We start from the raw sequence: 13,305 nt of genomic DNA, 5'->3' as shown, positions 1-13,305 counted from the left end.
CATCCGGCCGTACGGCCCCGAAGGACACCCGGTGGTGAGCCAGATGGTTTCCGAACGACCCGGCCGACGCCCCCGGCTCGCCGCGCTCGCGGCCGCCGCCGTCCTGGTGCTCACCCCCGCCGTCGCGAGCTGCGCCGACGACGGCGAGGGCCGCTCCGCGGACCTGGAGACCTCGGCCCCGCCCGGGATGACGGCCGAGGCCCCCGACAGCCCCGACGTCCCCGACACCTCAGACGTCCCCGACACCTCCGACGCCGACGAGCCCGACGACCCCGCCGCGGCCGAGGCGGAGATCACCGGGAACTGGACGAGGTTCTTCGACCCGAAGACCCCCGTCGCCGACAAGGTGAAGCTCCTGGAGGACGGGGAGCGGATGCGGGAGGTCCTCGGGGCCTTCGCCGACGACAGGAACGCGGCCATGACCTCGGCGAAGGTCAAGGGCGTCGAGTTCACCTCCGCCACCGGCGCCGACGTGACGTACGACCTGCTGGTCGGCGGATCCCCGGCCCTGCCGGACGCGCGGGGCACCTCCGTCCTTGAGGACGACACCTGGAAGGTCTCCGTGAAGACCCTGTGCGGCCTGGTCGAGCTGAGCGGTGTCACCGTCCAGGGCTGCTGAGGCGTGGGCGGCGCTGCTCCTCGCGCTCTCGCTCCTCCTCCTCACGGCCTGCGGCAGCCGGCTCCCCGAGCGCGCCTTCGCGTCGCGGGCCACCGCCCACCCCACCGGCGGTGAGCCGCTCCGCGTCGGGATCATCACCAGCGCCACCAGCCCCGTCGGCGGGCAGGCGCTCACCGGCCCGCGCGACGGGGCCCGCGCCTACTTCGACGCCCTCAACGCCCGCGGCGGCCTCGACGGGCGCCGGATCGAGGTGGAGACCTGCGACGACGGCGGCAGCGGCGTCGGCAACAACACCTGCGTGCACCGGCTGGTCGACGAGCGCCGGGTCTTCGCCCTCGTCGCCACCACCGCCCTCGACTACGCGGGTGCCCCCCTCGTCGCCCGCGCGGGCGTCCCCGACATCGGCGGCCAGCCCCTCACCCCCGCGTACGACACGTACCCGCACCTCTACGGCATCTACGGCAGCTCCGCGCCGCGCACCGGCGGGGAGCCCGGCTGGGGCGGCGTCCTGTACGGCGGGACCGAGGTCTACCGCTGGTTCGCGCGGGAGCGGGACGCCAGGACCGCCGCCGTCGTCTCGTACAACCAGGCCGCCTCCGCCGCGTACGCCCGGCTGGTCACCCGGGGGCTGCGCGCCGAGGGCTACCGGGTCGTCGAGGAGCAGGTGGACTTCGCGCTGCCCAACTTCCGGGCGGTCGCCGCCGATCTGCGGGCCCAGCGCGTCGACGTCCTCTTCGACGCCATGGACACCCACGGCAACGTGCGCCTGTGCGAGGCGATGGAGACCCTCGGGGTACGGGTCGCCGCCAAGGTCACCCACGCGCAGAACTGGTCCTCGTCCGTCGCCCGCGACTACGCCCGCGCCCCCGGCTGCCGGGACGCCCTGTGGGTGACCGGCGCCAGCCGCAACCACCAGGACGCCGGGCATCCGGCGGTCCGCGAGTTCCGCGCGGCGATGGGCGGACGGCCGCTGTCCCAGTGGCAGCTGGAGGGTTGGGCGGCCGCGATGTGGTTCACCGACGCGGCCCGCTCCTGCCTCGCCGGGGGCGGGCTCACCCGCGCGTGCGTGGAGCGGTTCATGAACCGTCCGGAGCCGTACACCGCGCGAGGGCTACTGCTCCCCGTCCGCCACGAACACCTGGAGCGACCGCCCCCGACCCGGAACACCTGTCTGTCGGTGGCCCGTTGGCAGGACGGCCGGGGCTGGGTGAGCCAGGGCGAGATGACGGAGAACTGCGCGACCGTGCCCCAACTCGGCTACCGGCCGTGACCCCCGCTCGGCTGCGCCCGTGAACGGCGGCCCGTCACCGGCAGTACAGTCGAGCGACCGATCAACTCACCGGGGGGAACCGGCGGCGCGATGCGAATCTCCTTTCTGCTCCACAACGGCTACCACTACGGCGGCACGATCCGGACGACGTTCACCCTCGCCGAGGAACTGGCGGAGCGTCACGAGGTGGAGATCGTCTCGGTGTTCCGCCACCGCGACCGGCCCCTCCTCGGCCTGCCCGCGGGGGTGACCCTGCGCCACCTCGTCGACCTGCGCGAGGACAGCCCCGGATACGACGGCGAGCACCCCGACTTCCGCCGCCCGGCCGAGGTCTTCCCGCGCGGCGACGGACGCTGGAAGCAGTACAGCGCCCTCACCGACGCCCGGATCGGGGAGCACCTGCGGGGCGTGGAGGCCGACGTCCTCGTCGGCACCCGCCCCGGACTCAACGTGCACCTCACCCGGCAGGCCCGGCGCGGCCCCGTCCTCGTCGGCCAGGAACACCTGATCCTCGACGGCCACAGCTTCCGGCTGCGCCGGGACATCGGCCACGAGTACGCGCTCCTCGACGCCGTCACGACGGTCACCGAGGCGGACGCCCGCGCCTACCGGAAGCTCGGGCTGCCCGGCGTACGGATCGAGGCCGTGCCCAACAGCGTGCCCGCGCCCCCCGGGCCGCCCGCCGACCCCGCGGCGAAGACGGTCGTCGCCGCGGGCCGGCTGACCCGCGTCAAGCGGTACGACCTGCTGATCGACGCCTTCGCCGAGGTGGCCGCCGACCACCCCGACTGGAAGCTGCGGATCTACGGCGCCGGTGACGCGGTCCAGAACGTCAAGGGGCCCCTGGCCCGGCAGATCAAGGACCGGGGCCTGGGCGCGCAGGTCTTCCTCATGGGCTCGGTGACCCCGCTGGAACCGGAGCTGGCCAAGGGCTCGATCGCGGCCGTGACCTCCCAGCGGGAGTCCTTCGGCATGACCATCGTGGAGGCGATGCGCTGCGGACTCCCGGTCGTCTCCACCGACTGCCCGCACGGGCCCCGCGAGATCATCGAGGACGGGGTCGACGGGCTCCTGGTGCCGGTCGACGACGTGGCCGCGTTCGCGCGGGCGCTGCGCCGGCTCGTGGAGGACGACGAGCTGCGCGCCAAGACGGCCCGGGCGGCGCTCGCGGCCGCCGAGCGCTTCGACCCGGCCCGGATCGCCGCCCGGCACGAGACGCTCTGGACGGAACTCGTCGAGCGCGGCGCGAGCCGGCGCACCCACCCCGAGGGCAGGGCGTCGCTGCACCGGGGGGTCGGCCGGGCCGTCGACGCGGTCTACACCCTGAAGGCCAGGGCCGGCCGGCTGGTCCGCCGCTTCCGCTGACGCATCGCGCGCCCCTTGAGGACAGAAGTCGTCCGCGAGGGCTGGCAGACTCGGCGCCATGTTGGAGACCTCCGCACGGCTCTTGCGTCTGCTCTCGTTGCTCCAGGCCCACCGTGAGTGGTCCGGTGCCGACCTCGCCGAGCGGCTCGGGGTCACGCCCCGCACCGTACGGCGGGACGTCGACCGGCTGCGGGAGCTCGGCTACCCCGTCAACGCGAGCCCCGGCACCGGTGGCGGCTACCAGCTGGGCGCCGGGGCCGAGCTGCCGCCGCTGCTCCTCGACGACGAGGAGGCGGTGGCGGTCGCGGTCGGTCTGCGCGCCGCCGCAGGGCAGGGCGTCGAGGGCATCGGCGAGAGCTCCGTACGCGCCCTGGCCAAGCTGGAGCAGGTGCTGCCCGGGCGGCTGCGGCGCCGGGTGAGCGCCCTGAACGCCTTCACCGTGCCGATGCTGCGCACCCCGCGCGAGCGGATCGACCCGGCTGTGCTCACCGAGCTCGCCAACGCCTGCCGGGATACGGAGCGGCTGCGTTTCGAGTACCGGGACCACGGCGGGACGGCGACCCGCAGGACTGTCGAGCCGCACCGGCTCGTGTGCAGCGAGCGCCGCTGGTACCTGGTCGGCTGGGACGTGGACCGGGCCGACTGGCGTACCTTCCGGGCCGACCGGATCACCCCGACCCCGCCGCACGGCCCCCGCTTCCCGCCCCGCGAACCGCCCGCCGAGGATCTCGCCGCCTATGTGTCGAAGGGCGTGTCCACCGCCGTGTACGCGACCGAGGCGACGATCCGGCTGCACGTGCCGCTCGACGAGGCCGCCGCGGCCGTCGGCGCCGCCGCCGGTGTCCTGACGGCGGAGGGGGAGCACGCCTGTCTGCTGCGGACCGGCGCCCACAGCCTCGACGTGATGGCGATCCACGTGGCGATGCTCGGCTTCGAGTTCGAGGTGCTCGACCCGCCGGAGCTCGTCGACCGGGTGCGGGCGCTCAGGGACCTTCTGTCCCGCGCTCTCGACCGGCCGGCCGGTCCTCCGGCGGACTCGTGACGTACGCCAGCTCGTACTCCGCGAACTCCGGGTGGTGCAGGTCGAAGGCGGGTGCCTCGGAGCGGATCCGGGGCACCGTCACGAAGTTGTGCCGGGGCGGCGGGCAGGACGTCGCCCACTCCAGCGAGCGACCGAAGCCCCACGGGTCGTCCACGTCGACCTTCGCCCCGTACCGCCAGGTCCGCCACACGTTGTAGAGGAACGGCAGGGTGGAGGCGCCGAGCAGGAAGGCGCCGATGGTGGACGCGGTGTTGAGCGCGGTGAAGCCGTCCGCGTCCAGGTAGTCGGCGTACCGCCGGGGCATGCCCTCCGCGCCGAGCCAGTGCTGCACCAGGAACGTCAGGTGGAAGCCGATGAAGAGGGTCCAGAAGTGGATCTTCCCGAGCCGCTCGTCGAGCATCCGGCCGGTGAACTTGGGCCACCAGAAGGAGAAGCCGGCGAAGGTCGCGAAGACGACCGTGCCGAACACCGTGTAGTGGAAGTGGGCGACCACGAAGTACGAGTCGGTGACATGGAAGTCCATCGGCGGCGAGGCGAGGATCACCCCGGTGAGGCCGCCGAAGAGGAAGGACACCAGGAAGCCGACGGACCACAGCATCGGGGTTTCGAAGGAGAGGGAGCCCCGCAGCATCGTCCCGGTCCAGTTGAAGAACTTCACCCCGGTGGGCACCGCGATGAGGAACGACAGCATCGAGAAGAACGGCAGCAGCACCGCGCCCGTCGCGAACATGTGGTGCGCCCAGACCACCATCGAGAGGCCGGTGATCGCCATGGTGGCGCTGATCAGCGTCGTGTACCCGAAGATCGGCTTCCGGGCGAAGACCGGGATGATCTCGCTGACGATCCCGAAGAACGGCAGCGCGATGATGTAGACCTCGGGGTGGCCGAAGAACCAGAAGAGGTGCTGCCAGAGCAGCGCGCCCCCGTACTCCGGCTGGAAGACCACCGAGCCGAGGCGCCGGTCCGCCTCCAGGACGAGCAGGGCCGCGGCGAGGACCGGGAAGGCCATCAGGACCAGGACCGCGGTGAAGAGCACGTTCCAGGTGAAGATCGGCACCCGGAACATGGTCATGCCGGGCGCGCGCATCCCGACGATCGTCGCCAGGAAGTTCACCGACGTGAGGATCGTGCCGAAGCCGGAGAGGGCGAGCCCCATGATCCACAGGTCGGCCCCGATGCCGGGGGAGCGTTCGAGGCTGTTCAGGGGCGCGTACGCGGTCCAGCCGAAGGCGGGCGGTCCGCTGGGCACGAGCAGTGAGCCCACCACCATCAGGCCGCCGAGGAGGAACAGCCAGTACGAGAGCATGTTCAGGCGGGGGAAGGCGACGTCGGGCGCGCCGATCTGGAGCGGCACCAGCTCGTTGGCGAAGCCGGCGAAGGTGGGCGTCGCGAAGAGCAGCAGCATGATCGTGCCGTGCAGGGTGAAGGCCTGGTTGAACTCCTGGTTCGAGACGAGCTGGAGCCCCGGGCGGGCCAGCTCGGCCCGCATCAGCATCGCCATGATCCCGGCCATCAGGAAGAACACGAACGAGGTCACCAGGTACAGGTGGCCGATCTTCTTGTGGTCGGTCGTGGTGAGCCAGTCGATCAGCACGCGGCCGTGCCGCTGCCGGCCCGATTCGACGGTCGCGGTCACTGTCCCGATGCCCATCGCTGCCTCCGCCTCGCCGTCGTCCCGGCTCCGCGTCTCCGGGCGTCCGGACAGCGTAAGCATTGTGTAAGGGAAGAGTGAGCGCCCTGCGTGCGCGTCGCCGACACAATTCAGGGCGGATGCGGGGGAAGCCGGAATGACGTCCGTGCTATCGACGCTCCGGCACCGGATTCCGGACCCTTCGTGCGAACTGCCGGATGTCCCCCGGAATTACTGGAGAAACGGCTGGAAAGCATCCCTCCGGGCGACGGCGGAAGCAGCAAACATATGTCGGTAACTTGTGACACAAGCGTGACCGCGAAGGTACTAACGTGAGGGTCATGGCACCCACATCGCGCACTCCCGAACCGCCCCGCGACGCCCCCGAGTCCTATGTGGGCCTGGACGCGGAAGGCGCCGCACAGCTCGCGAGGACACGGGGCTGGAGCACCGTCAGGTCCCTGCCGCCCGGGTCGATCATCACGATGGAATACCTGGTCGGACGCATCAACTTCGAGGTCGAGGACGACACGGTCACCCGCTGCTGGGTCGGCTGAGGGGAACGCGGAGGGCCCCGGCCGATGACGGCCGGGGCCCTCCGCGAGGACGTTTCCCCGTACCTCCGGGTACTTCTCCGAGGTGGCGGAGGTCAGCCGCCGGTCGCCGGAGTGCGGCGGCCGGCCACTCCCACCGTCTCCCTGACCGGCTCCTCGGGCGCGGGGAAGAACCCCGGCCGGGGGCCGCCGGAGGCCACGGGCAGCGAGGGCACCAGCCGGCGGCGGTCCCGCAGCCGCTCCCGTAGGCGGTCACGCAGGGCGAGGATCCAGGACTCGGCCACGGCCAGGGCCGGCTCGCACCAGGGCAGCGCGAGGAGCACGAGCAGCCCGGCCGCCCAGCCGAGGAGGACGTCGCTCAGCCAGTGCGTGCCCAGGTAGACGGTGGTGAGCCCGACGCCGAGCGCGACCACGGCGGAGAGCGCCGACAGATAGCGCCTGGCCCGCGGGGTGGTCGCCAGATAGGCGAGGATGCCCCAGGTCACCACCGCGTTGGCGGTGTGACCCGAGGGGAATATGTCGCCGCCCGCGAAGAGCTCGGCGGAGCCGACCTGGGTCGCGTAGTGGGGGCCGAGTCGGCCGAGTCCGAGCTTGACCGAGCCGACCGAGACGTTGAGCAGCAGCAGGGCGGCGCCGAGGCAGAGCAGGGGCCGCAGGGTGTGCTGGCGCCAGGAGCGCCAGCCCAGCCAGGCGGCCACCATGACGGCCGTGGGGCCACGCTGGCCGAGGACGACGTAGTAGTCGAGGAAGCCGTGGATCTCCGGCCACTGCTGGTAGGGCCGGAAGAGCATGATCTTCCAGTCGAGGGTCACCAGCCACGTCGAGAGCAGCACGGCGACGACCATGGCGAGATAGAACGCCGACGTCCCGCCGAAGAGGGCGAGACGCGTGCGGGTCATCCGCGGGACCTCTATCTTCGGCGGTTCCGGCTCCCGGTCCAGCCGGGCAAAGATGTCGGTACGCACCCAATCGACGTTACAGGGAGTGAGAAGCCGACCCGGTCGATCCGCTCCCTTCGTGATGTTGATGTGATGTGGAGTAGGTCTCAATGGCCGACCTATTCCGGGCGTCCGTCGGGAAATCCGATGACCTTCCGCCCTATTGCCGCAGGGCTGATTCCGGAAGGGTGTTTGAACGCGCGGGAATTACTTCAAACAGACGTCCGTACGGAATTCCATACGACGCGCGGCCCTGCCCGAGTGGCGTACGCCACACCGGCGGGGCCACCGGGGTGAGAGCTGCACCACGCGCTCGGGGCGTGGACTCGCGTACGCTGACGGCTCACTCGCCCGTCGATGCCGGGCCGCCCCAGGGGCATAAGCCCTGGTCGGGGCCCGCCGAGCGCGAGAGCTTCACTGGGAGGTACGGACATGTCGCGGACGAACACGGCCCAAGGACCACCGCGCTCCGCCGTCGGAGCCGGAGCCAACCGCTGGGTCGTCCTCCTCGTCCTCTGCGTCAGTCTCCTCCTGGTCGCCCTCGACGCGACCATCCTCCACGTCGCCGTCCCCTCGCTCACCGAGGACCTGCGCCCCAGCTCCACCGCGCTGCTCTGGATCGTCGACGCCTACCCCCTGATCTGCGCCTCGCTCCTCATCCTCTTCGGCACCCTCGGGGACCGGGTCGGACGACGGAGAGTCCTCCTCCTCGGCTACGCGCTCTTCGGCGTCGCCTCGGCGGTCGCCGCGCTCGCCACCGAACCCTCCGTCCTCATCGCGGCCCGCGCGCTGCTCGGCGTCGGCGGCGCCATGATCATGCCCGCCACGCTCTCCATCCTCCGGACGGTCTTCCCCGACCGGCGGGAGCGCGCCACCGCCATCGGCATCTGGACCGCGGTCGCCGCGGTCGGCGCCGCCGCGGGACCGGTGCTCGGCGGCTTCCTCGTGGAGCACTACTGGTGGGGCTCCGTCTTCCTCATCAACATCCCGCTGATGGCCTTGATCCTGCCGCTCGGCCGCCGCCTCCTCCCCGAATCCCGGGGAGCCGCCGACGGACCCTGGGACGTCCTCGGCGCGCTCATGGCCGCCGCCGGTGTGCTCGGCTGCGTCCTCGGGGTCAAGCGGGCCGGGGCCGGCGACCCGCTCCTCGCCCTCCCGACCGCGGGCCCGCTGCTGCTCGGCGCCGCGCTCCTCGTCCTCTTCGTACGGCGGCAGAAGCGGCGCCCGCACCCCCTGATCGACATGCGGCTCTTCTCCCGGGCGGCCTTCACCACCTCCGTCGGCTGCATCGTGCTCGCCATGCTGGCCCTGGTCGGCCTGGAGCTGATCGCCGTCCAGTACCTCCAGCTCGTCCTCGGCCTCACCCCCCTGGAGACCGGCCTCCGGCTGCTTCCGCTCACCTTCGCCGCCATGGCCGCCGGCGCCACCGGCTCGTACACCCTGCGCAGGATCGGACCGCGCCGGATGGTCGGCTGGGGCTTCGTGCTCACCGCGGCCGCCGTGCTGCTGCTCACCTTCATGGGGCAGCACGACCGGCCGCTGCTGCTCACGGTGGGCTTCGTCCTGCTCGGCTTCGGCCTGCAGACGACGCTCTTCTCGGCGTACGAGTCGATGCTCAGCGAGGCGCCGCAGCGGAGCGCGGGTGGCGCGGCCGCGATCGGCGAGACCTCGTACCAGCTCGGCGCGGGCATGGGCATCGCCCTGCTCGGCAGTGTGATGAACGCGGCGTACGCCCCCGGGCTCGCCGCCGTCCCCGGGGTGCCCGCGGAGGCGAGCACGGCCGCCGCGAACTCGCTCGGGGAGGCCTACCAGGTCGCGGAGCAGCTCGGCGGCGCGGCCGGCGGAGCCCTGCACCAGGCCGCCCGGCACTCCTTCGTGAACGGGCTGCACATCACGCTCTTCGTGAGCGCGGGTCTGCTGCTCCTCGGCGCGGCGATGGCGCGGCGCCTGCCCCGGGTGATGGAGTGCCCGGTCGATCCGGAGGAGACGTTCGGTCCGGAGGAGACGGCGTCGACCGAGGGGAAGGTGGATCCGGCGGCGAAGGCGGGTCCGGCGGAGCCGGCCGTTCTGGTGGAGGCCGCGGCCGCGTGGGCGGAGCCCTCCGGGCTCTCCCGGTCGTCCGAGCCGCGGGTGCCCGCGACCCGGGAAGCGATCGAGCCCGCCGGCTCGGGGCGTCCGGCGCACTGACCCGGTCGTCCGGGTGGTGTCCGGCCTGGCCGGCGGGCCCGCTCAGCTCTGGTTGAAGAAACCGTCCTGCCGGCGGCGGCCGCTCTCGCCGGTGACGATCTGGGTGTCGGCCGGGGTCAGCAGGAAGACCCGCGTCGCGACGCGCTCGATCGAACCGCGCAGACCGAAGGCGAGACCGGCGGCGAAGTCGACCACGCGCTTGGCGTCGCTCGGCTCCATCGCGGTCAGGTTCACGATCACCGGAACCCCGTCCCTGAAGAGCTCGCCGATGCCCCGGGCGTCCCGGAAGCCGTCCGGGGAGACGGTGGCGATCCGGCGGCCCCGGTCCTCGGCGGTGTCCGTGGCGACCCGCACCCGGGGGTCCGTCACCCAGGCGTCGCCGCCCTCGGCACCGTCGGCGTACTCGTCGTCGTAGTAACGCTCGTCGTTGTCCTCGACGAGTCCCAGCCAGGCGCTCGCCTTGCGCACCGATCCCATGGACGCCTCCTTTCAGCGCGGTCACTTGTGGTTCCGCATATCCCTATCGTCGTCCATGATGCGGATCGCGCGCCAAGTGGTTGGGCGCCGCGCCTTGGATTCGTGACGGTACTGGTGCAGAACGTGAGCACCGTTTCCTGGCGATTCGTCAGGAAACTTGCGGTATGCGGGGGCTGAGGGAGGGCCATGTAGCTGAAAATATGAAAGTCGGGCTGGAAGGGTGACGATGGGCGCGTACGGGTGAACACGCCCGCTCGCTACCATGCCGCGAGGCGCTCGACGGCGTCGCCGCAGTCAGTTCACGGGGGAGTCTCTTGTTCGGAATCGTCAGGCCCTGCGCCCACCGGCTCACCGACGGTCTGAAGGTCGAGTGGATGGCCCACCTCTGCGGCCTCTGCCTGGCACTTCGCGCCGACCACGGCCAGTTCGCCCGGGTCGTCACCAACTACGACGGGCTCATCGTCTCCGTCCTGACGGAGGCTCAGACCGGCGCCGTGACCAGCGGGCGGCGCACCGCCGGACCCTGCCCCCTGCGCGGGATGCGGACCGCCCCCGTCGCCCAGGGCGAGGGCGCGCGTCTCGCCGCCGCCGTCTCGCTCGTCCTCGCCTCCGCGAAGGTACGGGACCACGTCGCCGACCGGGACGGCCTGTTGGCCCGCCGCCCCGTCGCCGCCGCGGCCCGCCGGGTCGCCCGCTCCTGGGACAAGGCCGGCGCGAGGACCGGCCGCGCCCTCGGCTTCGACACCGCCGTCCTCGTCGACGCCGTCGACCGCCAGACCGGGATCGAGGCCCTCGCGGGACCCGGTACCTCCCTGCTCGCCGTCACCGAACCGACCGAGACCGCGACCGCGGCCGCCTTCGCGCACACCGCCGTCCTCGCGGGACGGCCGGGGAACGCGGAGCCGCTCGCCGAGGCGGGCCGGCTCTTCGGGCGCCTCGCGCACCTCCTGGACGCCGTCGAGGACCAGACCGCCGACGCGGCGAGCGGCGCCTGGAACCCGCTCACCGCGACCGGCACCTCCCGCGAGGAGGCCCGCCGGCTCGCCGACGACGCCCTCCACGGCATCCGGCTCGCGCTGCGGGACGCCGAGTTCGCCGACGGCAAGCTGGCCCACGTCCTCCTCGCCCACGAGCTGCGCACCTCGGTGAACCGCGCCTTCGGCACGACGAGCTGCTCGCACGTGACCCCGGGTGCGGGTGCGGGTGCGGGGCAGGGGCATGGGGCCGCTCACGGTCACGGGCCGGTGCCCGGCAACCCGTACGCCCCCGGCCCGGGCGGTCCCGGCGGCCCCGGTGGCCCGTACGCCCCCGGCCCGGGCGGTCCCGGCGGGCCCAGTGGCCCGTACGCCCCCGGCCCGGGCGGTCCCGGCGGCCCCGGTGGCCCGTTCCCGCCCGGCCCGCCGAACCGGCGCGGCCTGATAGCCGGATGCGCCCTCTGGGTCGGTCTGGCCTGCACCTGCCAGATGTGCTGCGGGACCTTCGAGGACCCCTGGAGCCGTGAGCGGCGCGGCGGGCTCTGCCAGCAGTGCGACCCCGGCAACTGCTGCGACTGCTGTGACTGCTGCAGCAACTGCTCCTCCTGCGGCGAGGGAGAGGGCTGCTGCGGCGACTGCGGCTGCGGCTGCGACTGCTGACGACCCGTCCGCGACCTGCCCCGTCCGCGATCCGCCCCGCCGGAGCCCGTCACCTCTTCGGTGCCGGGAGCTCCGGCGGGGAGATCCGCGAGCGTTCGATCCCCGAGGCCGTCACCCCCCACTTCCGCAGGATCCTGTCGTACGTCCCGTCCGCCTTCAGGCCGTTCACCGCCGCCTGGAAGGCGGGCGCGAGCGGGGTGCCCTTCGTGAAGGCGAAACCGACGTCGAGCCGCCGGTACTCGTTCAGGAACTTCACGTTCTTCTGCTGCGTCACCGCGTACCGCAGGCCGTTGATCGTGTTCATCACGACATCGCTGCGGCCCTGCTGGAGCGACATCCAGATCGCCCCCGTCTCGCTGTAGACGTTCACCTCGTACGGCTGCCTCCCGGCCTCCGCGCACCGGCCCTTGTTCTGCTCCAGAGTCCGTTCGAAAGTGGTGCCCGCGTTCACGGCCACCTTCAGGCCGCACAGCTGCGTGAGGTCGGTGACCGCCTTCAGCGGACTGTCGGCGCGGCTCGCGAACCCCTGCCCGTCATTGATGTAGGTGACGAAGTCGATGGCCTTGCGCCGCTCCTCCGTCACGCCGAAGTTCCCCGTGCCGACGTCGTACTTGCCGCTGCCGAGCGCGGGCAGGATCGCCTCGAAGCCGACGACCTCACGCTTCAGCTCCAGGCCGAGGGCCTTCGCCACGGCGCCCGCGAAGTCGGCGTCCACACCCACGACGGTCCTGCCGTCCGGCAGATACGCCGAGCTGGGCGGGGTCGCGACCGAGGCGGCGATCGTGAGGCTGCCCCGCTGCCGTACGCCGGCCGGGAGCAGCTTCGCCGCGGCCTCGTTCTTCGCCACCGCCGACACCACGTCCTCGGTCGGTAGCGCTCCCCCGGGGGCGCCCGCCGCCCCGGCCGGAGCCGTCGCGGGCTCGCCTCCCGCGCAGGCGGTGAGCGTGAGCGCGGCCGCTGTGATCAGCGCGAAGGCGAGGGTCGTGCGGGCTGTGCCGGGGCCGGCGCCGGTAGCGGTGCCGGCCCCCGTACTCGTACGCGTGCTCATGGCTTCGGTTTCTCCAGGTGTTTCTCGAACGGCAGGAGTTTCTCGAACGGCAGCGGACCGATCGACTCGGGATCGGCGGTCAGGTCGAACAGCGGCCGGTAGCCGCTCGCCAGGTAGAGGCCCCTGGCCTCGGGCTGGCGCGGGCCGGTCGTCAGGAAGAGGCGGGAGTAGCCGTGGCCGGCGGCCTCCCGTTCGAGCACGTCCAGGACGCGGCGGGCGAGCCCGCGCCTGCGGTGTGCCGAATCGGTCCAGATCCGCTTGAGTTCGGCGGTGTGCTCGTCGTAGCGGCGGTAGGCGCCGCCCGCCACGGGCCGGCCCTGCTCCAGGAGGAGCAGGAAGGCGCCGTGGGGAGGGGCGAACTCCTCCGCCGGGTAGCGGCTCAGATCGTCCGCTGAGCCGTACCGGGTCGTGTACTCGTGCGCCAGCTCGTCGAGGAGCGGGCGCGCCAGGGAATCGGTGGTCGTCGTCCGGTGCACGGACAGCGCGAAGGTCATGACGGTCCTTCAGGGCGAAGGAGGGCGGCGTCGTCCCTCAGACCTCA

General features: G+C 72.5%; 12 protein-coding genes. 7 read left to right on the top strand and 5 right to left on the bottom strand.

All coding sequences use genetic code 11. The annotated features are described in order from the left end of the window. The first annotated feature begins 43 nt into the window (after positions 1-43). The 4 genes from ABT034_RS28420 (at position 44) to ABT034_RS28405 (ending at position 4,296) form a co-directional block, all read left to right on the top strand. Entirely contained in the window at positions 44-619 is a 576-nt protein-coding gene (locus ABT034_RS28420; RefSeq protein WP_351219910.1) for an MTB12 C-terminal domain-containing protein, read from the top strand. Beyond that, a complete protein-coding gene (locus ABT034_RS28415; RefSeq protein WP_351219909.1) occupies positions 597-1,889 on the top strand; it encodes an ABC transporter substrate-binding protein in 1,293 nt (430 codons plus the stop codon). Before ABT034_RS28420 ends, ABT034_RS28415 begins: the two co-directional genes overlap by 23 nt. Positions 1,890-1,979: 90 nt before the next feature. Beyond that, positions 1,980-3,254 carry a glycosyltransferase gene (locus ABT034_RS28410; protein ID WP_351219908.1) on the top strand — a complete coding sequence of 425 codons (1,275 nt, stop codon included), beginning with the start codon at positions 1,980-1,982 and terminating at the stop codon, positions 3,252-3,254. Between the two features lie 58 nt (positions 3,255-3,312). Further along, positions 3,313-4,296, top strand: coding sequence for a helix-turn-helix transcriptional regulator (locus ABT034_RS28405; RefSeq protein ID WP_351219907.1), 984 nt, complete (start codon positions 3,313-3,315; stop codon positions 4,294-4,296). On the opposite strand, the gene ctaD is transcribed toward ABT034_RS28405, so the two are convergent. Further along, on the bottom strand, positions 4,238-5,947 hold the full coding sequence (gene ctaD, locus ABT034_RS28400) for an aa3-type cytochrome oxidase subunit I (protein ID WP_351219947.1): 1,710 nt from the start codon (positions 5,945-5,947) through the stop codon (positions 4,238-4,240). The genes ABT034_RS28405 and ctaD overlap by 59 nt on opposite strands. Positions 5,948-6,267: 320 nt before the next feature. On the opposite strand from ctaD, the gene ABT034_RS28395 reads away from it, so the two are divergent. Continuing rightward, a complete protein-coding gene (locus tag ABT034_RS28395) occupies positions 6,268-6,483 on the top strand; it encodes an I78 family peptidase inhibitor (RefSeq protein WP_351219906.1) in 216 nt (71 codons plus the stop codon). 92 nt (positions 6,484-6,575) lie between these two features. On the opposite strand, the gene ABT034_RS28390 is transcribed toward ABT034_RS28395, so the two are convergent. Then, positions 6,576-7,445 carry a phosphatase PAP2 family protein gene (locus ABT034_RS28390; protein ID WP_351219905.1) on the bottom strand — a complete coding sequence of 290 codons (870 nt, stop codon included), beginning with the start codon at positions 7,443-7,445 and terminating at the stop codon, positions 6,576-6,578. 405 nt (positions 7,446-7,850) lie between these two features. On the opposite strand from ABT034_RS28390, the gene ABT034_RS28385 reads away from it, so the two are divergent. After that, entirely contained in the window at positions 7,851-9,605 is a 1,755-nt protein-coding gene (locus ABT034_RS28385) for an MFS transporter (RefSeq protein ID WP_351219904.1), read from the top strand. Between the two features lie 42 nt (positions 9,606-9,647). Here ABT034_RS28385 and ABT034_RS28380 read toward each other — a convergent pair whose 3' ends face one another. Further along, entirely contained in the window at positions 9,648-10,082 is a 435-nt protein-coding gene (locus ABT034_RS28380; RefSeq protein WP_351219903.1) for a cell division protein SepF, read from the bottom strand. A 314-nt stretch (positions 10,083-10,396) separates the two neighbouring features. On the opposite strand from ABT034_RS28380, the gene ABT034_RS28375 reads away from it, so the two are divergent. Further along, complete coding sequence (locus ABT034_RS28375) at positions 10,397-11,716, top strand: DUF5685 family protein (RefSeq protein ID WP_351219902.1); 1,320 nt, start codon at positions 10,397-10,399, stop codon at positions 11,714-11,716. A gap of 49 nt (positions 11,717-11,765) precedes the next feature. Here the strand turns inward: ABT034_RS28375 and ABT034_RS28370 are convergent, their stop codons facing one another. Further along, on the bottom strand, positions 11,766-12,764 hold the full coding sequence (locus ABT034_RS28370) for an ABC transporter substrate-binding protein (RefSeq protein WP_351219901.1): 999 nt from the start codon (positions 12,762-12,764) through the stop codon (positions 11,766-11,768). Then, on the bottom strand, positions 12,761-13,258 hold the full coding sequence (locus ABT034_RS28365) for a GNAT family N-acetyltransferase (RefSeq protein WP_351219900.1): 498 nt from the start codon (positions 13,256-13,258) through the stop codon (positions 12,761-12,763). Before ABT034_RS28365 ends, ABT034_RS28370 begins: the two co-directional genes overlap by 4 nt. Positions 13,259-13,305: the final 47 nt, after the last annotated feature.

It is taken from the genome of Streptomyces sp. NPDC002773 (assembly GCF_040295605.1).
GTDB lineage: Bacteria > Actinomycetota > Actinomycetes > Streptomycetales > Streptomycetaceae > Streptomyces.
The sequence above is the reverse complement of the archived record's forward strand: the minus strand, read 5'-3'. Positions and strand labels throughout refer to the sequence as shown.